Annotated in this window: 16 protein-coding genes; 9 read left to right on the top strand and 7 right to left on the bottom strand. The window is 68.0% G+C overall.

Going from position 1 to position 19,050, the window contains the following annotated elements; genetic code table 11:
* Positions 1–67 precede the first annotated feature (67 nt).
* Together AAHB16_RS07135 and pdxR are read right to left on the bottom strand one after the other, a co-directional pair.
* A complete protein-coding gene (locus tag AAHB16_RS07135; protein WP_342050563.1) occupies positions 68–1,324 on the bottom strand; it encodes a J domain-containing protein in 1,257 nt (418 codons plus the stop codon).
* Positions 1,325–1,513: 189 nt separating this feature from the next.
* Positions 1,514–2,953, bottom strand: a complete 1,440-nt coding sequence (pdxR, locus tag AAHB16_RS07130; RefSeq protein ID WP_342050562.1) for a MocR-like pyridoxine biosynthesis transcription factor PdxR — start codon at positions 2,951–2,953, stop codon at positions 1,514–1,516.
* Between the two features lie 341 nt (positions 2,954–3,294).
* On the opposite strand from pdxR, the gene AAHB16_RS07125 reads away from it, so the two are divergent.
* From AAHB16_RS07125 to AAHB16_RS07100, 6 genes are all read left to right on the top strand, one after another.
* A complete protein-coding gene (locus AAHB16_RS07125; protein WP_342050470.1) occupies positions 3,295–4,902 on the top strand; it encodes a cbb3-type cytochrome c oxidase subunit I in 1,608 nt (535 codons plus the stop codon).
* 3 nt (positions 4,903–4,905) lie between these two features.
* Positions 4,906–5,505, top strand: a complete 600-nt coding sequence (locus AAHB16_RS07120) for a cbb3-type cytochrome c oxidase subunit II (RefSeq protein ID WP_342050469.1) — start codon at positions 4,906–4,908, stop codon at positions 5,503–5,505.
* A 16-nt stretch (positions 5,506–5,521) separates the two neighbouring features.
* The gene (locus tag AAHB16_RS07115; RefSeq protein WP_342050468.1) at positions 5,522–6,130 is read left to right on the top strand and encodes a c-type cytochrome; all 609 of its coding nucleotides are present in this window, start codon (positions 5,522–5,524) and stop codon (positions 6,128–6,130) included.
* A gap of 46 nt (positions 6,131–6,176) precedes the next feature.
* Entirely contained in the window at positions 6,177–6,872 is a 696-nt protein-coding gene (locus AAHB16_RS07110; RefSeq protein ID WP_342050467.1) for an SCO family protein, read from the top strand.
* A gap of 11 nt (positions 6,873–6,883) precedes the next feature.
* Positions 6,884–7,495, top strand: coding sequence for a hypothetical protein (locus AAHB16_RS07105; RefSeq protein ID WP_342050466.1), 612 nt, complete (start codon positions 6,884–6,886; stop codon positions 7,493–7,495).
* Positions 7,496–7,634: 139 nt separating this feature from the next.
* Positions 7,635–8,819 carry an HD-GYP domain-containing protein gene (locus AAHB16_RS07100; protein WP_342050465.1) on the top strand — a complete coding sequence of 395 codons (1,185 nt, stop codon included), beginning with the start codon at positions 7,635–7,637 and terminating at the stop codon, positions 8,817–8,819.
* Between the two features lie 39 nt (positions 8,820–8,858).
* Here AAHB16_RS07100 and purT read toward each other — a convergent pair whose 3' ends face one another.
* Positions 8,859–10,061, bottom strand: a complete 1,203-nt coding sequence (purT, locus tag AAHB16_RS07095) for a formate-dependent phosphoribosylglycinamide formyltransferase (RefSeq protein WP_150371659.1) — start codon at positions 10,059–10,061, stop codon at positions 8,859–8,861.
* A 43-nt stretch (positions 10,062–10,104) separates the two neighbouring features.
* On the bottom strand, positions 10,105–11,007 hold the full coding sequence (locus AAHB16_RS07090; RefSeq protein WP_150371660.1) for a LysR family transcriptional regulator: 903 nt from the start codon (positions 11,005–11,007) through the stop codon (positions 10,105–10,107).
* Between the two features lie 128 nt (positions 11,008–11,135).
* On the opposite strand from AAHB16_RS07090, the gene AAHB16_RS07085 reads away from it, so the two are divergent.
* Genes AAHB16_RS07085 through AAHB16_RS07075 form a run of 3 tightly spaced genes read left to right on the top strand, consistent with a single transcriptional unit; the run spans position 11,136 to position 14,474 of the window.
* On the top strand, positions 11,136–12,113 hold the full coding sequence (locus AAHB16_RS07085; RefSeq protein ID WP_342050464.1) for a Bug family tripartite tricarboxylate transporter substrate binding protein: 978 nt from the start codon (positions 11,136–11,138) through the stop codon (positions 12,111–12,113).
* A gap of 41 nt (positions 12,114–12,154) precedes the next feature.
* Entirely contained in the window at positions 12,155–13,525 is a 1,371-nt protein-coding gene (locus AAHB16_RS07080; protein WP_342050463.1) for an MmgE/PrpD family protein, read from the top strand.
* Between the two features lies 1 nt (position 13,526).
* A complete protein-coding gene (locus AAHB16_RS07075) occupies positions 13,527–14,474 on the top strand; it encodes a D-2-hydroxyacid dehydrogenase family protein (RefSeq protein WP_342050462.1) in 948 nt (315 codons plus the stop codon).
* Positions 14,475–14,481: 7 nt separating this feature from the next.
* On the opposite strand, the gene AAHB16_RS07070 is transcribed toward AAHB16_RS07075, so the two are convergent.
* From AAHB16_RS07070 to AAHB16_RS07060, 3 genes are all read right to left on the bottom strand, one after another.
* Positions 14,482–16,143, bottom strand: a complete 1,662-nt coding sequence (locus AAHB16_RS07070; protein ID WP_342050461.1) for an MBL fold metallo-hydrolase — start codon at positions 16,141–16,143, stop codon at positions 14,482–14,484.
* Between the two features lie 142 nt (positions 16,144–16,285).
* Entirely contained in the window at positions 16,286–18,658 is a 2,373-nt protein-coding gene (locus AAHB16_RS07065; protein WP_342050460.1) for a DNA polymerase II, read from the bottom strand.
* 3 nt (positions 18,659–18,661) lie between these two features.
* Positions 18,662–19,048 (bottom strand): hypothetical protein, encoded by a 387-nt coding sequence (locus tag AAHB16_RS07060; protein ID WP_150371666.1) that lies wholly within the window; start codon positions 19,046–19,048, stop codon positions 18,662–18,664.
* Positions 19,049–19,050: the final 2 nt, after the last annotated feature.

The following is a 19,050-nucleotide window of genomic DNA, read 5'->3' as shown; positions in this document are numbered from 1 at the left end:
GGCAGGACAGTGGCTTTCCGAAATGACCGCTTTCGCGTATTTTCAGGTAGCCACTGCCGCGGGCACGTTATGGGAATTCGCGTTCCGGAATGCTGACGTTGCGCGCCTTGCCCTCGACGCTGTACAGCGTGAGGATGTTCTTCGCGAAGCTCGTGCCCGTGGCCTCCTGGATCTCCTTGAGGTCGAATCGCTCCGAGCGGAAGATTTCGCCCGTGTCCAGGCTCCGGTATCGCACGTCGTAGCTGCCCGGCGCGATATTCTCCATCGTGAACGATGTGCCGCTGCGCACGTAGCTCGTGCGGACCGGCAACGGCCGCGTGTTGTCCATCGACACGAGTTTCAGGAACACGTCGAACTTGTTGCGCGTATTGTCGATCGTCACCATCGACAGGCCGTCGGTGTTCAGCACGGGATAGCCGGGCACATAGCCCGAGCGTTCCGGCCACGGCTCGCCCTTCGGCGTGAGCGTCGGGCGGATATAGCGCGTCTCTTCGCGGGTGGAGATGATGCTCGACGCGATGGCGGCGGGCGAGGGTGGCGAGGGCGGGGGCGCGGCGGCTGCGGTGACCGCCGGCGCCGGGTCCGTGGCGGCATTGGCGGCGGCCGTCTCGATGCTCGCACCCGGTACCCAGTCGCTCAGCAGCACGAGGATCGCGGTCGCGGCCAGCGAATACACGATCAACGACCATGACCGGCCCGAGAGGCGCGCGGGCTGGAAGCCATCTTCGCGCATCGGACGTTCCTCGCGGCGCCTGTTGCGGCTTTCGCGCTCGTCGGCACGCTCCCGTTCGCGGCGGTCCCGGTCGGCGCGCTCGGCGCGGCGCTGCTGTTCGGCCTCGTGCTCGCGGCGCTCCCGCTCCCGCTGGCGTTCCTTCTCCTGTTCCCGTGCCTTCTCCCGCGCTTTCTCCCGCTCCTTCTCGGCCCTTGCCGCCTTCTCGGCTTCGGCCTTGCGCGCGCGTTCCCGCGCCGATTGTGCCTGCGACGGCTGCTGGGGCTGGGCCTGCGGCCGCGGTGGCGCCTGCGGGCGCGGCGCGGTACCGGCCGCAGTACCGGCAGCGGTGCCGGGCCGGGCCGCCGCGGGCCGCCGGCCGCGCTGGGCCTCGAGTTTCTCCTGCGTGGCGATCCAGCGGTCGTGTTCCTCGCGCTTGACCGGGTCGCTCAGCACTTCGTAGGCGGCGTTGATCAGCCGCATGATGCGGTTGGCCTCGTCGCCGTCCGCATGACGGTCCGGATGGTATTTCTGGCTCAGCGACTTGTACGCGGCGCGAATGACCTCGAACGGCGCGTCGCGGGAAACCTTCAGGTTGTCGTAATGGGTGTGCATCAACAGGGGGCGGCAAGGCCGGGAGTGGCCCGCTCGTGTTAACGGCAGGCTGGCCGAATTTTGAAGTGTCGCCGTTCCTGAAGGGGTTGGGAAGTCGCCGAATGTGGGGAGGCAGACGCACGGCCGCAGGTTCGTCCCCCGGCTTGTCCCCCAGCTTGTCCCTCGATCGGGTGCCTCGGTTCGCGCACCTCAGTTCGCGCGCCGCTCCAGCGCCGTCTTCAGCCGGTCCACGCCCGCGCGGATGCGGTCGGTGCCGATGCCGCCGTAGCCGAACAGCAGCCCCGGCCGCGGCCGCGCCGCGACGTACATGCCCGAGATTCCGTAGACGCCCACGCGCGCGGCCGTGGCGCGTTCGATGACCATGGCTTCCGCCGTGGGGTCCGTGGCGCGGATCTCGGCCGCGAGGTGGATGCCGGCCGAGGAGGGCAGCGGCACTAGCCAGGGCGACAGCTCGTGCTCGAGTGCATGCCGCAGCAGCGCGCGGCGCGCCGCGTACTCCTTGTGCATGCGCCGCAGATGCTTGGAGAAGTAGCCGTCGAGCATGAACTTGGCCAGCGCGGTCTGCGTCATCGTGCAGCTGTGCCAGTCCCCGATCTGCTTGGCCTTGCGCATCGCCACGCCGAGCGGCGCGGGTGGAATCACGTAGCCGACGCGCAATTCGGGGAAGATGGTCTTGGAGAACGTGCCCACATAGGCGACCACACCGGCCTTGTCGAGGCTCTTGAGGGACTCGACGGGACGTCCCTCGAAGCGGTACTCGCCGTCGTAGTCGTCCTCGACGATCAGCGCGCCGTGATGCTGCGCCCAGTCCAGCAGCGCAAGCCGGCGCTCGAGGCTCATCGGCATGCCGAGCGGAAACTGATGGGACGGCGTCACATAGACGATGCGCGCCTCGGGCGGGAGCCGGTCGACGACGATCCCTTCGGCATCGACGGGCACCGGCACCACGTTCGCGCCGGCCGCGAGCAGGCTGGTGCGCGCCGGCGGATAGCCGGGGTCCTCCACCGCGACGATGTCGCCGGGCCGCAGCGCCACGCGCGCGAGCAGGTCGATGGCCTGCTGCGCGCCCTGGGTCATGATCACGTCCTGCCAGTTGCTGACCACGGCGCGGCTGAAGGCGAGGTAGCGCGAGACCGCGAGGCGCAGTTCCTGCTCGCCGGCGGCGTCGCGGTAGCCACCGGGCGCGCGCGCGAGCACACGCAATGCGTGGCTGACGCACCGGCGCCACTGGTCGAACGGGAACAGCGCCTTGTCGGTGACGCCGCCGATGAAGTCGAACTCGGGCGGCCGTTCCCGCGAGGGCACCGGCAGCACATCGGGCAACGATTCCCAGATTTCGACCGAGGGCTGCAGCATGGCCGTGCGCGGCGGCTTCGGCGCCAGCCGCGTCATTTCGTCGGCCACGAACGTGCCGTCGCCCGTGCGCGACCGCAGGTAGCCCTCGGCAATCAGGCGCTCGAACACGTCGAGCGTGGTCTTGCGCGAGACGCCGAGCTGCATCGCGAGCTCGCGCGTGGAGGGTAGCCGCTCCCCCGGCGCGAGGCGCCCGTCGATGACCCCGGCGCGCAACTGCCGGTAGATCTGTCCCGCCAACCCCTGGCGGCCGTGAATCGTCAAGTGCACGTTCATGGTGATGAAGGACGTTCGGTGCTTGGTTTTAGTGGTCACGTCACACATCGGAAGCGAGCTTGATTCTAGATACCGGTGGGCACCATCGCCAAGGCGGTTCCGTGCATTGCCGGGCAATTCTAAAAAAGATGCATTATCGGTGCAACTTATTTGTCGTCATGCGGCCCGCGCACCGGAGAAGCGTACGGGACGCTGCCGCACCGCGTCAAACGGGTGTTCGGGTGGTCACCCCAAAATCGAGGGAAGTGGCTATGTGTGGTTATCCAGTCGCTGCCGTAAATTCCGCAATGTCGGGCCTGCCCGCCCGGCGCGGCACGCGTCCGTCCATCACCGCCATTGCCATGAATACCATCGCTATCCTGCTATCGGCCTTTCTGCTGTCGGTGTTCGCACTGCTGGCATTCATCTGGGCCATGCAGCGCGGCCTGTTCGATACCTCGCCGGACGCCGCGCGCGTGATCTTCTCCGAAGGCGAGACCGGTCACCCCGAAGATCCTTCCGCGCCGAACGGCGGCCAGGGCATCGTCGATCCGTCGCGCGATGCGGCCGACCGCTCGTCCGCGCAGGTCGTGTTCCTGTTCCTGTGCTGCGCGATGGTCTGGCTCGTGGTCGCGTCGGCAGCCGGGCTGACGGCCTCCATCAAGCTGCACGAGCCGGATCTGTTCGCATCGGTGCCGTGGCTGTCGTTCGGCCGCATCCGCACCATCCACCTCAATGCCGTGGCCTATGGCTGGGCGCCGATGGCCGGGCTCGGCATCGCGCTGTTCCTGCTGCCTCGGCTGCTCAAGACGCCGCTCGTGGGGGGGCGCTGGGCCGTGGTGGGCGCCGCGATCTGGAATGCCGCGCTGATCGCGGGCATCGGCAGCATCGGGGCCGGGATCTCGGACGGCCTCGAATGGCTCGAGATTCCGTGGCAGGTCGATATCCTGTTCGTCGCGGGCGGGGCGCTGGTCGGTATTCCGCTCGTGCTCACGCTCGTCAACCGCACCGTCAGCCATCTGTACGTCTCGGTCTGGTATATGGGGTGCGCGCTGTTCTGGTTCCCGGTGCTGTTCCTCGTGGCCAACTTCCCGGGGCTGCATTTCGGCGTGGAGCAGGCAACCATGAACTGGTGGTTCGGCCACAACGTGCTGGGCCTGTTCTACACGCCGCTCGCGCTGGCTTCCATCTACTATTGCCTGCCCAAGATCATCGGGCAGCCCGTGAGGTCGTATGGCATGTCGCTGCTCGGTTTCTGGGCGCTGGCGTTCTTCTACGGGCAGGTTGGCGGCCACCATCTGGTGGGCGGTCCGGTGCCGGGCTGGCTCGTCACGCTGTCCATCGTGCAGAGCATGATGATGCTGATTCCGGTCATCGCGTTCTCGATCAACCTGCACCAGACGCTGAAGGGCAACTTCCGCCGGCTGATCGACTCGCCGACGCTGCGTTTCGTGACGTTCGGCAGCATGATGTACACGGTCAGTTCCGCGCAGGGCTCGTTCGAGGCGCTGCGGGCCGTCAACCGTATCACGCACTTCACGCACTACACGGTCGCGCACGCGCATATCGGGCTCTATGCGTTCGTGAGCTTCGCGTTCTTCGGCGCGATCTACTTCATCCTCCCGCGCGTGATCGGCCGCGAATGGCCGTACCGCTGGATGATCTACTGCCACTTCTGGCTCGCCGCCGGCGGCATCGGCGTGTACTTCGTCGGCCTGTCGATCGGCGGCTGGTACCAGGGGCTCGCCATGCTCGACGCCTCGCGGCCGTTCATGGATTCGGTGACGCTGACCATTCCGTACCTCAAGGCCCGGTCGATCGGCGGCGCGATGATGCTGGTCAGCCATCTGTTCTTCGCCGCCAATTTCGTCAGCGCGATCTTCGGGCTCGGTCCCAATCGCCACCGGCCGGCCCTGTTCCATCAGGGACGCGAGGGCCATGAGGGTCGAAACCCCGCGCAGGGAGTCTGAACCGTGAACAATGAAAGCGCCCTGCTGGCCGGGGGCATGACCATGCTGGCGCTGGCCACGAGCGCGCTGGTCGTGATTCCGTACCTCCAGCTAAAGGACATCAAGCCGACCGAAGGTATCAAGCCGTACACGGTCGCGCAGCTGCGCGGGCGCGAGGTCTATATCGCCAACGGCTGCATCTACTGCCATTCGCAGCAGCCGCGCGACAGCAGCTTCGCGCCCGATGCCAGGCGTGGATGGGGCCGGGTCTCGGTGGCCGGCGATTACTACTATGACAATCCGCATCTGCTCGGCACGATGCGGACCGGGCCGGACCTCATGAATATCGGTGTGCGGCAGCCGAGCGCGGACTGGCACCTGGGCCATCTGTACCAGCCGCGCGCGTACGTGGGCGGCAGTATCATGCCGAGCTATCCGTACCTGTTCGACGTGAAGGATGCGGCCGAGCCCGGCGACAAGCCCGTGGCGCTGCCGCCCGGCTATGCGCCGCCGAACAAGGTGGTGGTGCCGAAGGCGGAGGCGCTGGACCTCGTGGCCTATCTGCAGTCGCTGAACCGGACCGGCGCGGTATTGCCGCCGGACGGCGGCATGTCCCCGAAATAAGCACGGAGCCTCGCAGATGGATGAACGATCCGAAACCCAGCAGGCCGCGGCGGCACGGGCGCGCGAGAACGTCGACCCGCATGAGGGCAGGGCGCCGATTCCCAGGGCGGTGCTCGCGCTGATTGCGGGGCTGATCGCGTTTGGCGCGATCTATATCCTGATGGCGCCGATCAACGTGCCGTCGGGGCTCGGCGACGCGCGCACGACCGCCGATCTGGTCGGCAAGCCCAGGCCGGCCGGCGGCGCGGTGGATGGCGCGGCGGTGTTCCAGAGCCGCTGCGTGGCGTGCCATCAGGCCACGGGGCAGGGCCTGCCCGGCGTGTTTCCGCCGCTGGCCGCGTCGGAATGGGTCAATGGCAAGGACACCCGGCTCGCGGCCATCGTGCTGCGGGGAGTCAACGGCAAGCTGACCGTCAGGGGGACGGCCTACAACGGGGCGATGCCGCCGTTTGCGGACCAGCTCGGCGATGCGGAGCTGGCGGCCGTGCTGACGCATGTGCGCAGCCAGTGGGGCAATACCTCGCCGCCGGTCACGGCGGAGACCGTGGCGGCGGTCCGGGCCGAGACCGCGGACATGAAGGCGCCGTTCGATGGCGACGCGGCGCTCGGCAGTCCGGGTGGCTAGCGGGGCGAGCGTCGTTTCCCATGCCGGGGCGCGACCGCGCTGGCCGGTGGTATGGCTGCTGCTTGTCATTTCGCTGAGCGGCGCGGGGCTCTATGCGCTGACGGACGGGCTGACCGCGTGGACGCTCGATCAGCGGCGCGAGAACCGGATCGCGGCGGGGGCGATGCGGCTGCCGGCCGTGGCGGTTTGGGACCAGCAGGGGCGGGAGGCGGTGTGGTTCGGCGCCGACGCCAGCGATCTGCCCGATGCCCGTTTGGGGGCCGCCGCGTCGCCCCCGGCGCAGGCCTCCCCGCAGGACGCGATCTATCTGGTCGATGTCATCTACACGCGCTGCATGACCGTCTGTCGTGCGCTGGGCGCCGAATTCGCGCAACTGCAGGCCCGCATCGCGGCCGACGGGTTGTCGGGGCGCATCGGATTGCGATCGCTGTCGTTCGACCCGCGCGACGGGGTCGCGGATCTCGCGGGGTATGGGCGCGAGCACCGTGCGCGGCTGCCGGACTGGGCCGTGGCCACCGCGGTCGATCCCACGGCCATGCGGGCGCTGCTGCGGGAGGCGGATGTGATTGCCATTCCGGATGGGTTTGGGGGCTTCGAGCATAACGGCGGCCTGCATGTAGTGGATGCACGGGGTCGTGTCCTCGGGACGTTCACGCTCGAGGCGTATCAGGACGCGTACGCGTTCGCGCGCGCCGCGTTGCCGGCCGCCGGCGCGGCGAACGTCAACGGCGGGGCGCCGTGATGCGCGGGCCGATGCTGCCCCGCGCCGCATGGCTGGCCGCCGCCGGCCTGCTCGCGCTCCCCCCCATCCGCACCGTGCTCGAAGGCTCGATGGCGTTGCAGATGCTGGTGCTTCTGCCAGCCGTATTCGCGCTGGGCTTCCTGCTGCCCGGCTTCCTCGCGCCCCGCACCCGCGGGCAACTGGCCGCAACGTTGCGGCCCGCCGCGCTCGCGCTGCTCGTGGTCGCCACCGTCGGCTACGGCGCCTGGATGCTGCCAATCGCGCTCGATCTCACCCGGCTCTCCGGCCCCATCAACCTCGCCAAATACGCCACCGTGCTGGCCGCCGGCATGGCCGCCTATGTCGCCTGCCGCGTCAGCGCCTGGCCGCTCGTGCTGTTCTTCGGCGGCAATATGGTCTGGATGGGGCTGACCGTCGGCATGCTCTTCCTCGACGCCGAGACCCGGCTTTGCGCCAGCTACCTGATGGGCGACCAGCGCGTGGCCGGTGCCGGCCTGATCGCATGGTCCGTCGCGCTCGGCGGGTGGCTGCTGGTCTGGGTGGGCCGGCGCGCTAACCATTCCGGGCGCCCTAAAGAGTTGCGTGGATCTGCCGTTAATGCGGGCGACGTGGGTTCTCATTGATTGCAGAGCGTAGCGGCAGGCGTGCCGCCAGACGCCGGGGGCCACGCGGGGTCGATATGGCGTCGATGAAGGTAGCCACGTCAGAGCTTCCTCTCCGGGATCGCGAAAGATATCGCGCCCATCTCAAAGGGCTAAGTGCATGCTGAGAAGAATCAAGGCGGAGCAGCTGCAGGTCGGAATGTTCGTTGCCAGGCTCGGCGGACCCTGGATCAACCACCCGTTCTGGCGCTCCCGCTTCCTCGTCACGAGCGACGAGCAGGTCGAGCAGATCCAGGCGGCCAACGTGCAGGATGTCTGGATCGACATCCTCAAGGGCCGCAATTTGCCCACGCCCGCCACGCCGGATGCGATGGAGGCGGACGTCGCGGACGACGACGGGACCGAGTTCGAGGACGAACTCGAGCGCGCGCGCGAACTGATCAAGTCCGCGCGGCAGCTGGTCGGCAACATGTTCGGCGATGTGCGGATGGGGCGCGCGCTGGAAAGCCAGGGCGCGCTGCTGCTCGTGGACGCCGCATCCAATTCGCTGACGCGGCATTCGCAGGCGCTGATCGCGCTGTCGCGGCTCAAGGAGAAGGACGACTACTCCTATCTGCATGCGTTTTCGGTCTGCGTGCTGATGATTGCCGTCGGCCGTACGCTCAAGCTGCCCGATGGCGAAGTGCGCGAACTCGGGATTGCGGGCCTGATGCACGATATCGGCAAGCTCACGCTGCCCGAATCGATCCTGCAGAAGGGGCCGGACCTCACGCCGCGGGAAGAAGAGGCCATGCGGCGGCATCCGTCGGCGGGATACCGGATCCTGAACGAGGCGCGGCTCTATACCAATATTCCGCTCGACGTCTGCGTCCACCATCACGAGCGCGTGGACGGGCGCGGGTATCCGTTCGGCCTGGTCGAGCACGAGATCAGCGTGCACGCGAAGATCGCGGCCATCTGCGATACCTACGATTCGCTGACTTCGCCGCGCCCCGGACATCTGCCGTGGTCGCCGGCGCGGGCCATGGAATATATCGCGGTGCGGGTCGATACGCTGTTCGACCGGCGCGTGTTCAAGGCATTTACGCGCACGGTGGGGATCTATCCGATCGGCACCGTGCTGCGGCTGCGGTCGAACCGGCTGGCGGTGGTCTGCGGGCAGAACGAGGATGAACCGCTACGGCCGCGGGTCATGGCGTTCTACTCGGTATCGGAATCGGTCGCGCAGGCGCCGCAATTGATCGACCTGATGCACAGCGACGAGACGGTCGTGGCGTTCGAGGACGCGCGGCAGTGGGGGTATTCGGACGAACAGCTGATGGCGATGTACGCGCCGCACGGATAGGGCCGGTCGCCCTCTCCGGGCGGGAGAGGGCGCTGCCGATCAGGCCACGCGCGGCTTCACGCGGCTGGCCGCGTCCTTCGCGCGCTCGCGCGCGACTTCCACGTCTTCCGCATAGGCCAGCGCCACACCCATCCGGCGCTTGGTGAAGCTCTCCGGCTTGCCGAACAGCCGCACTTCGGTCTGCGGCACGGTCAGTGCATCGGCCACGCCATCGAAGACCACACCGGTCGCATCCACGCCGCCATAGATCACCGCGCTGGCGCCGGGGCTCTTCAGCGCCGTGCTGACCGGCAGGCCCAGGATCGCGCGCGCATGCAGTTCGAACTCGTTCTGCCACTGGGTAATCATCGTCACCATGCCCGTATCGTGCGGACGCGGGCTGACCTCGCTGAACCAGACCTGTTCGCCCTTGACGAACAACTCCACGCCGAACAGGCCCTGCCCGCCGAGGTTGCCCGTGACTTCGCGCGCGATATGCTGGGCGGTCTGCAGTGCCTTCGGGTGCATCGGATGCGGCTGCCAGCTTTCGACGTAGTCGCCGCTGACCTGCACGTGGCCGATCGGCTCACAGAAATGGGTTTCGACATCGCCGTCCGCACCCTTGGCGCGCACCGTCAGCAGCGTGATCTCGTAGTCGAAATCGATAAAGCCCTCCACGATGATGCGGCCATGGCTCACGCGGCCGCCGGCCATCGCGTAATCCCACGCGGCCTTGACGTCCGCCGGGCCGTCGATCTTGCTCTGGCCCTTGCCCGAGCTGCTCATCACGGGCTTGACCACGCACGGGTAGCCGATACCGCCGTCGATCGCGGCCTGCAGTTCTTCGAGCGAATCGCAGAACTTGTACGGGCTGGTCGGCAGGTTCAGCGTTTCCGCCGCCAGACGGCGAATGCCTTCGCGATCCATGGTCAGGCGCGCCGCGCGCGCGGTCGGGATCACACGGACGACGCCGGCCGCTTCCAGCGCCTCGAGCGTCGGCGTGGCGATGGCCTCGATTTCCGGCACGACCAGATCGGGCCGCTCGGCCTCGATCAGCGCGCGCAGCTGGTCGCCATCGGTCATCGCGATGGTGCGCGCGTGGTGCGCAACCTGCTGACCCGGCGCGTTCTCGTAACGATCGACGGCGATCGTCTCGACGCCGAGCCGCTGCAGCGCGATCAGGACCTCCTTGCCGAGCTCGCCCGAGCCGAGCAGCATGACTTTGGTGGCCGAGGGGGAGAGGGGAGTTCCGAGCGTGGTCATGGCGGTGTACGGAGGGGGCAAATGAAAAGCGGCATTGTAACGCTTACGGCCTGCGACGCTCGGCACTGGTCTTCTGCAGCATCTCGTACAACTGCGCCGCCGCCGGCGACAGCGACCGTCCCCGCCGCCGGATCAGCCCCACCGTCCGCGTGACGGTCGGTTCCACCAGCGGCACGCTCTTGAGCGTCGGGTGCTTGCCCGGCGGCATCGCCAGCCGCGGCACGGCCGCCACGCCCAGCCCGGCCTCGACGAGGCTCACCAGCGTGGACACGTGCCGCACCTCGCAATACCACTGCGGCCGCACGGGCACGTCGGTCAGCGCCAGGTCGAGCAGCATCCGGTTGCCGCTGGCCTTGCCGACGGTCATGTAGTCGTACTGGCCAAGCTCGGACCACGTGACCTTGCGCTTGCGCGCCAGCGGATGATCGGGCGGACAGGCCACGACGAACGGTTCCTTGAGCACGGGTTCGAACTCGACGTCGGGCTCCTGCGTCCCGATGTAGTTGAGCCCGAAGTCCGCCTCGTTCCGCACGACCATATTGAGCACCTCGTTGGCCCCCTCGTCGATCAGCCGCACCACGATGCGCGGATATCGCGCGTGGTACTGCCGCAGCACCGCGGGCAGGAAATAGCGCACCGCCGACGGCACGCAGGCCACCGTGACCTCGCCCGTGATGCGCGTGGCGACGTCGCGAATACCCAGCAGCGATTCCTCCAGCCCATTGAGCAACTCGCGCGCCTTGCGCGAGAACTCGCGGCCCACGGCCGTCATTTCCACCGACCGCGTGGTGCGATCGAACAACCGGACGCCGAGCGCGTCCTCGAGTTTCTCGATACGCCGCGACAGTGCCGGCTGCGAGAGATGGAGTTCGGACGCCGCGGCGCGGAAGCTGCTGAGTTCGGCCACCGCGACGAACGCGCGCAGATCGGAGAGATTGAAATTCATGCAAACCTTGCATCAATCGTGAGAAAAGTTGCAATTCACAGTTTATCACCGGGCGTGGATGATACGGACTCGAAAGCAGGATCCAAGAAAACACGCCCGGTGCCGAACCGAGGCGCAATGGAGGAGACATGAACCCGACCCGCCGGACGCTGCTCAAGGCCAGCGCGATGCTGTTCGCCGTCCCTGGCCTCGCGGAGGCCCAGGACCCCTTTCCCAACAAGCCGCTGCGCTACGTCGTGCCGGTATCCGCGGGCGGCGGTTCCGACCTGATCGGCCGTACCGTCGCGGACCGCTGGGGCCGCGCGCTGGGCCAGTCGATGGTGGTGGAGAACCAGGCCGGCGGCGGTGGGGTGATCGCCTGCCAGATGACGGCCAAGGCCACGGCCGACGGCTATACCGTGATGCAGGGCTATGTGGCCACGCACGGCACGAACCCGGCCACGCGCAAGGTGCCGTACGACCCGGTCAGGGATTTCACGCCCATCGGCATGATCGGTGCCACGCCGAACGTGCTGGTGATCGGCGCGAACGTGCCCGCGTCGAACCTCGGCGAGTTCATCGACTACGTGCGCAAGCATCCGGGCGCGGTGAACTACGGCTCGGCCGGACCCGGCTCGCTGACCCATCTGACGATGGAACTGTTCGCGCAGCAGATCAAGGCACAGATGACCCACGCCGCGTATCGCGGCATCGCGCCCGCGTTCAACGACCTGATCGGCGGCCAGACACAGGCGATGTTCCCGGGTCTCTCGGCCGCGCTCCCGCATATCCGCTCGGGCCGCGTGAAGCCGCTGGCCGTCACGGGCAACGCGCGCCATCCGCTGCTCAAGGACACGCCGACGCTCGACGAGGCCGGCCTCAAGGGCTTCGACGCCATGCAGTGGTATGGCGTGGTGGGCCCGGCCGGCATTCCGCCCGATATCGTGGCCAGACTGAACGGCACGCTGAACACGGTGCTCAAGAGCCCGGACCTCGCGGAGAAGTTGTCGTCGGAGGCGCTGCAGCCGCAGCCGATGTCGCCGGACCAGTTCCGCCGCTATATCGCCGACGAAGTGGCGCGCTGGGGCAAGCTCGCGCGCGAACGCGGCATCCATCTCGATACCTGATCTCTCCATTCCCCCACGACTCTTATTCAAGGAAACGATTCATGGCCCGCAATACCCACGTCGCCGCAGACCACAACGCCCCGCCGGTGACCCGCATTCTCGGCAGGTACGTCGCCACGCATCCGTCGCGCGGCTGGAGCGATGCGGTCGATCACGAAGCGCACCGCACGTTCATGAACTGGCTCGGTTGCGCGGTCGGTGCCGCGCAGCACGAGTCCGCCGTGGCCGCGCTGGCCGCGGTGGCCGAACTCCAGCCGGCCGCGCAGGCCACGGTGCTGGGCCGCGCGCAGCAGGTCGATATGGCCAGCGCCGCGCTCGTCAACGGCATTACGTCGCATACGTTCGACTTCGACGATACGCACCTGAAGACCATCATCCACCCGGCCGGCCCGGTGGCGTCCGCCGTGCTGGCGCTGGCCGAGCATACGGGCGCGAGCGGCCGCGCGGTCATCGACGCGCTGGTGCTCGGCATCGACGTGGCCTGCCGCGTGGGCAACGCCATGTACCCCGATCATTACGACCGTGGCTGGCATATCACCGGTTCCACGGGCATGCTCGGCGCGGCCGCCGCGTGCGCGCGCCTGATGGGCCTCGACGAAGACAAGACCGTGATGGCGCTCGGCATCGCCGCCTCGCAGCCTGTGGGCCTGCGCGAGCAGTTCGGCACGATGACCAAACCGTTCCACCCGGGCGGCGCAGCGCGTGCCGGCCTGATGTCGGCGCTGATGGCCAGGCATGGCTACACCGCGAGCGCGAAGGCCCTGGAAGCGCCACGCGGCTTCATGCAGGTGATCTCCGCCAAGTCCGACTGGAACGAGATTACCGACGAGCTCGGCACGCGCTTCGAGATCTCGTTCAACACGTACAAGCCGTTTGCCTGCGGCATCGTTATCCATCCGAGCATCGACGCGTGCGTGCAGCTGCGCGAGCAGGGCGTCACGCCGGAGAACGTCGAGCGTATCGAGCTGACCGTGCATCCGCTGGTGCTCGAACTGACGGGCAAGAAGGAGCCGACCGACGGCCTGCTGGCCAAGTTCAGCGTGTATCACGGCTGTGCGGCCGGCCTGATCTTCGGCCGCGCGGCCGAGGAAGAATTTTCGGACCATATCGTCACGCGCGACGACGTGGTGGCGCTGCGCCGCAAGGTCGTGGCCACGGCCGATGGCGGCGTCGATGAGGCGGCCGCGTTGGTCAAGGCCGTGCTCAAGGATGGTCGCGAGATCAACGTGCGCGTCGATCATGCGATTGGCTCGCTGCAGCGCCCGATGACCGATGCCAACCTCGATGCCAAGTTCCATGCGCTGGCCGATCCGATTCTCGGCGAAGCCCGCGTGCGCGAGCTGATCGGTGCGTGCTGGCGGCTGGGGGACGCGGCCGACGTGCGGACCCTTACCGCGCTTGCGCGTCCGTAAGATGACCGGGCCGAGAATCGTCGTTCTGGGCGATTACGAACGCGCGCTCGCGCGGCTGGCGGACTGGTCGGCGATCGAGGCACGCGCCGACGTGGTCTTCCACCACGCGCCCGTGCGCGGCGAGGCTTTGGCGGCGGTCCTGCGCGAGGCCGAGGTACTGGTGCTCGTGCGCGACCGCACGCCGCTCGATGCGGCCACGCTTGCCTTGGCGGACAAGCTGCGATTCGTCGTGTTTACCGGGACGCGCAATACCACGCTCGACCTCGAGGCGCTCAAGGCGCGCGATATTCCGGTAGCCAATACGGAGTGGGGCCCGTCGAAGGAAAGCACGTGCGAGATGACGTGGACGCTGATCCTTGCCGCCGCGCGTCAGCTGGAGGCGCAGGTGGCGACGATGCGTAACGGCGGCTGGCGGCCCGCGCAGAGCCTGCCGCTGCCCGGTGTGCTCCATGGCGAGCGGCTGGGGCTGATCGGCCTCGGCGAGATCGGCAAGCGTGTCGCGCGGGTCGGCAAGGCGTTCGGCATGGAGGTGGTGACGTGGAGCCCGCGCATGACGCCGGAGCGCGCGGCGGAAGAGGGGGTGACCGCCGTGAGCCTGGAGGCGTTGCTGACGACGTCGCGCGTGGTCAGCCTGCATCTGGTGCCGACGGCGGCCACGGCCGGGCTCATGAATGCCGAGCGGCTGGCGCTGATGCGACCCGATGCGATCCTCGTCAACACGTCGCGTTCGGCGCTGATCGACATGGCCGCGCTGCCGCAGGCGCTGGACCGCGGCCGCCCGGGGCTGGCCGCGCTCGACGTGTTCGATGTGGAACCGGTGCCGGCGGCGGACCCGCTACGGGGTCGGCCTGACCTGCTGGTGACGCCGCATATGGGCTTTGTGAGCGAGCCGGTGTTTGCGATGTTTGCGAAGGGGGTGGTGGGGGCGTTGGAGGGGTGGCTGGAATAACCCGCCCTCACGCCGGGGGCGCCAGCCCCCAAAGCACTCCGTTCTCCACGGCCACCCCATCCACAACAAGCTTCCGCAAATGCGCAAGCAACGACCGCTGCGCCACCGGATGCATACGCTCCGGCACGTCGTCATAGACGCTGGCCAGCACCGTGGAAATATCCGCTGGCCCCAGCGCGCGCAGCGCATTCACGACCTTGGCCTCCCGCTGTTGCCGATGCCGGATCAGCAGACGAATCGCATCGTGCGGCTTTGGCATCAGGAAGCCATGGCCGGGCGCGATCCATTCGAGGTCTTCGTCCAGCAGCGCATGCAGGCTGCCGAGGTAGGCATGCATATCGCCATCGGGCGGATTGATGACCACGGTCGAGCCCTGCATCACGTGGTCGCCCGTGAACAGCAGCTTCTCCTGTTCGAGCAGATAGCAAAGATGGTTCGACGCATGCCCGGGCGTATGGACCACGCGCAGCGTCACGTCCGGCCCGAGTTCGATGCGTTCGCCATGGTCCGGCGTGCGATCGGGCGCGAACGTCGGGTCCTGGCGGTCCTGCACGGGCGTGGTGCGCCCCAGCACCGTGGCGCCCGTCGCCGCGCGCAGCCGCACGGTGGCCGGCGAATGGTCGAGGTGCGTGTGCGTGACGAGGATCCAGCGAATGGGACCCGGCGCGGCGGCAAGAATGGCGTCGACGTGCGCGGCATCGTCGGGGCCCGGATCGAGCACGGCCCATTGGCCATCCGCGCCCGCGAGCAGATACGTATTGGTGCCCGGGCCGGTCATCACGTTGCCATTGTTGGCCGTCACGCGCATCACGCGATCGGACAGCCTGACGGGCACGTCGGGCTCCAGCGCATAACGCCCGCTCACCGCGCCATCGGGATCGATGCGTCCGATCTCGGCATACGGGGCTTCCTCGGGCATCACGGGCCGCACACCCTTGGGCCCGTTGGCAAGCCGCGGCATGATCCGCACGATGCTGCGCTGCTCGCGCGCATAGGCAATGCACGCCTCCGCCCCGCGGAAATGCGAGATCGACTGGAGCATCTTGCGCGTGACGTTGACGAACGACATGCCGCTGGATGCGTCGAGCGCCTCGGCGGGACGGATCCAGCGATGATCGACGGCCTCCACGCCATCGTGCGTCGCGGTCTGCCCCGGCGGCACGTGCGCGAGAAAGAATCGCGTATCGAAGCGCTTGGGCAGCCCCGGCGGCGTCAGCCAGTGGCTGACGTAGACCAGCCGGTCCACGGCGATGCGCAGGTTCAGCGTCTCGCAGACATGGGTCAGGCCCTTGCCACCGTAGCGTGCCGCGTCGCGCAGCGCGTCGAGCGTGGCGGTCTCCAGCGCATCGAGCTTGATCAGGGGCGCCGTGCCGGCCGGTGCCGACGCATCGTGCGCGAACAGCAGGCCCGCTTCCTCGAATGCCTCGCGGATCGCGCACAGGTAATAGTCGAGACCGCCGTCCTCCACCTCGAGCCGCGCATTGGCGCCGTCCGCGTCGAGGCCCACGCAGAGCGGGTGGAGCGCGGCGTCCTGCGGGTCGAGCGTGCCGCCCGGAAACACCCACGCGCCGCTGCTGCGATCGTCGCTGCGTTCGGGGCGCTGCATCAGCAGCACTTCCATGCCGCGGGGGCCGTCGCGCAGCACGAGCACGCTGGCTGCCTTGCGCATGGCCTTGGGTGAGGCAGGGGAGGCAGGGGAGGCAGACGCTGCGGGGGACGGCGAGGGAGGCATGGGGAGGGCGCGGCTGGCGGAGATAGCTGGCAGTGTACCGGTTTGCCGCGCCGCCCGAACCTAGCAGTGCAGCATGGCTTCAGCCCCCGAACAGATCGCGCTGCCCGGTCAGCAGCGTATCGAAGTCGTCGCCGAGAAACGGCAGGATGGCATCGGCCACGGGCTGCAGCTGCTTCTCGACGTAATGCGCGTAGTCGATCGGGGAGCGGCGCGCTTCCATCGGCTCCGGCCCGGCCACGGTCATCACATAGCTGATCCACCCGCCATGCTGGTACTGGCGCGGGCGTCCCTGGCTCTCGTTGTATTCGTCGGCCATGCGCGCCGCGCGCACGTGCGGCGGCACATTGCGCTGGTAGTCGTCCAGCTGCCGCCGTAACCGCTTGCGGTACACGAGCTGGTCATCGAGCTCCCCCGCGAGCGTGCGCCGCACGATGTCGCGCACATACTCCTGATAGGGCTCGCGATCGAAGATCCGCTGGTACAGCGTCTGCTGGAACTGCTGGGCCAGCGGCGACCAGTCGGTGCGGACGGTCTCCAGCCCCTTGAAGACGATATCGGTCGTCCCGTCGGCGCGGCGCACCTGACCGGCATAACGCTTCTTGCTGCCGAGGTCGGTCCCGCGGATCGTCGGCATGAGAAAGCGCTGAAAGTGCGTTTCGAACTGGAGCTCGAGCGCGCTGGCGATGCCGAACGTGCGTTGCAGATGGTCGCGCCACCACTGGTTGACATGCGCGACCAGCGCCTTGCCGATGGTACTGGCCTCGGCCTCGTCATGCGCGCGCCGCAGCCATACGAACGTCGAGTCGGTGTCGCCGTAGATCACGTCGTAACCCTGCGCCTCGATCAGCGCGCGCGTCTGCCGCATGATCTCGTGCCCGCGCAGCGTGATGGACGACGCGAGCCGCGGATCGAAGAAGCGGCAGCCGCTCGATCCCAGCACGCCGTAGAACGCGTTCATGATGATCTTGAGCGCCTGCGACAGCGGCTTGTTGCCCTCGCGCTTGGCGGCCTCGCGGCCCTGCCACACGCGCTCGACGATCGCGGGCAGGCAATGCGTGCCGCGCGAGAAGAACGCGCCGCGATAGCCGGGAATCGCGGTCCTGGGGTCGGGGTCGGCCATGCCTTCGACGAGCCCGATCGGATCGATCAGAAACGTGCGGATGATCGACGGATACAGGCTCTTGTAGTCGAGCACGAGCACGGACTCGTAGAGCCCCGGGCGCGAGTCCATCACGAAGCCGCCCGGACTGGCTTCGGGCTCGCGCGCGCCGAGATTCGGCGCCACATAGCCCTGCCGGTGCATCAGCGGCATGTACAGATGCGTGAACGCGGCCACCGAACCGCCGCTGCGGTCGGCGGGCAGGCCCGTCACGCTCGCGCGTTCGAGCAGAAAGCGCAGCAGTTCGGTCTTCTCGAAGATGCGCGTGACGAGCACGCAGTCCTGCAGGTTATAGCGGGCGAGGGCGGGCTTGTCTTCCGCGAACATGCGGTCGATCTCGTCCATGCGGTCGTACGGCGTGCCGATGGCCTTGCCTTCGCCGAGCAGCGTCTGCGCGACGGCCTCGAGCGCGAACGACGGAAAGCTCCATGTGGCGGAGCGCAGCGCCTCGATGCCATCGATGATGAGCCGGCCCGCGGCCGCGGCGAAGTAATGCTGCTCGCGGTTGCCATGCTCGCGCCATTCCATCTCGGCACCGCCGCGGCCGATCCGCAGCGGCACATCGAGCTTGCGCGCATGTTCCTGGAGTACGCGCAGGTCGAACTGCACGAGGTTCCAGCCGATGATCGCGTCGGGATCATGCCGCGCGATCCACTGGTTCAGCGCTTCGAGCAGCGCCGCGCGCGAGTCACAATACTCGAGCGCGAAGTCCGCATCGGGGTCGGGGGTGCCATTTGGCGGGCCCAGCACGTAGACCTGCCGCTGCCCGCAGCCTTCGAGCGCGATCGAGTACAGCTCCCCGAACGACGTGGTTTCGATATCGAGCGATACCAGCCGCAACGGCGGGCGATAGTCGGGCGCGGGCTTCAGATGCGCGTCGCGCACCACGCCATCGGCACCGGGCCGGCCATCGAACCACACCGGCGCGGTGATAAAGCGCTCCATCAGGTAGCGTTCGGGCGGCCGGATATCGGCCTCGTAGACATCGACGCCGGCCTGCAGCAGGCGCTTCTCCAGCTTGATCAGTTGCCGGTGCTGCTGGACATACAGCCCAAGCACGGGCTGCCGCTCGAAGTCGCGCAATTGCAGCGGCCGCAGTTCCACGCCGCGCTCGTCGCGCAACACGGGCTCGGCGAGCGCGCGCTGGGCCTCGGGAATAAAGGCGGTGGAGGTCTGGACGGGCAGGCGCACGAGGCGCGGCCCGTCATCGGTGGCCAGCCAGAACTCGACCTCGGTGCCTGCCGCGGTATCGCGCCAGTGCCGGGTAAGGATGAAGCCCTGCCGAGCAGCCAAACGTCAGCGCGGTGCGTCCACGAGCAGCGCGGCGGACAGCCGGCGAATCCGGCGATCGACAAAATAGCCGCCACCCTCGACATAGCGCAGGAAATGCCGGCCGCAAATCGTGCAGCCCCACACATCGCAACGGTTATACGGGTAGTAGCGCGGCGCGATGGGTGCCTCGGGCGACCAGAACTGCGTGCGCTCGGGGTGATATTCGTCGAACGTCGGCTCGTCGTCGGACTCGCGCAACGTGCCGGCTTCCTTCAGCTGTTCGTCGGGAAACGAGACGGGCTGGCTCTCCCACGCCGCGGTGAGCGACTTCGCGCACGCGCAGTCGGCGGTCACGGCATCGGATGCGCGGGCAAGCGCGAGCAGGGCAGGGTAATCGAGCAGGGCAGGCATAG

It is taken from the genome of Cupriavidus sp. OTU4054, assembly GCF_038440175.1.
GTDB classification, from domain to species: domain Bacteria; phylum Pseudomonadota; class Gammaproteobacteria; order Burkholderiales; family Burkholderiaceae; genus Cupriavidus; species Cupriavidus pauculus_D.
Note: the sequence above shows the minus strand (reverse complement) of the source record. Positions and strands in the feature narration are given on the sequence as shown.

What these genes read in the sequence shown, in the direction of transcription:
- AAHB16_RS07135 (WP_342050563.1), bottom strand. Translation starts at nt 1,324, where the DNA reads ATGCACACCCATTACGACAACCTGAAGGTTTCCCGCGACGCGCCGTTC.
- pdxR (WP_342050562.1), bottom strand. Translation starts at nt 2,953, where the DNA reads ATGAACGTGCACTTGACGATTCACGGCCGCCAGGGGTTGGCGGGACAG.
- AAHB16_RS07125 (WP_342050470.1), top strand. Translation starts at nt 3,295, where the DNA reads ATGAATACCATCGCTATCCTGCTATCGGCCTTTCTGCTGTCGGTGTTC.
- AAHB16_RS07115 (WP_342050468.1), top strand. Translation starts at nt 5,522, where the DNA reads ATGGATGAACGATCCGAAACCCAGCAGGCCGCGGCGGCACGGGCGCGC.
- AAHB16_RS07105 (WP_342050466.1), top strand. Translation starts at nt 6,884, where the DNA reads ATGCTGCCCCGCGCCGCATGGCTGGCCGCCGCCGGCCTGCTCGCGCTC.
- AAHB16_RS07100 (WP_342050465.1), top strand. Translation starts at nt 7,635, where the DNA reads ATGCTGAGAAGAATCAAGGCGGAGCAGCTGCAGGTCGGAATGTTCGTT.
- purT (WP_150371659.1), bottom strand. Translation starts at nt 10,061, where the DNA reads ATGACCACGCTCGGAACTCCCCTCTCCCCCTCGGCCACCAAAGTCATG.
- AAHB16_RS07090 (WP_150371660.1), bottom strand. Translation starts at nt 11,007, where the DNA reads ATGAATTTCAATCTCTCCGATCTGCGCGCGTTCGTCGCGGTGGCCGAA.
- AAHB16_RS07085 (WP_342050464.1), top strand. Translation starts at nt 11,136, where the DNA reads ATGAACCCGACCCGCCGGACGCTGCTCAAGGCCAGCGCGATGCTGTTC.
- AAHB16_RS07080 (WP_342050463.1), top strand. Translation starts at nt 12,155, where the DNA reads ATGGCCCGCAATACCCACGTCGCCGCAGACCACAACGCCCCGCCGGTG.
- AAHB16_RS07075 (WP_342050462.1), top strand. Translation starts at nt 13,527, where the DNA reads ATGACCGGGCCGAGAATCGTCGTTCTGGGCGATTACGAACGCGCGCTC.
- AAHB16_RS07070 (WP_342050461.1), bottom strand. Translation starts at nt 16,143, where the DNA reads ATGCGCAAGGCAGCCAGCGTGCTCGTGCTGCGCGACGGCCCCCGCGGC.
- AAHB16_RS07060 (WP_150371666.1), bottom strand. Translation starts at nt 19,048, where the DNA reads ATGCCTGCCCTGCTCGATTACCCTGCCCTGCTCGCGCTTGCCCGCGCA.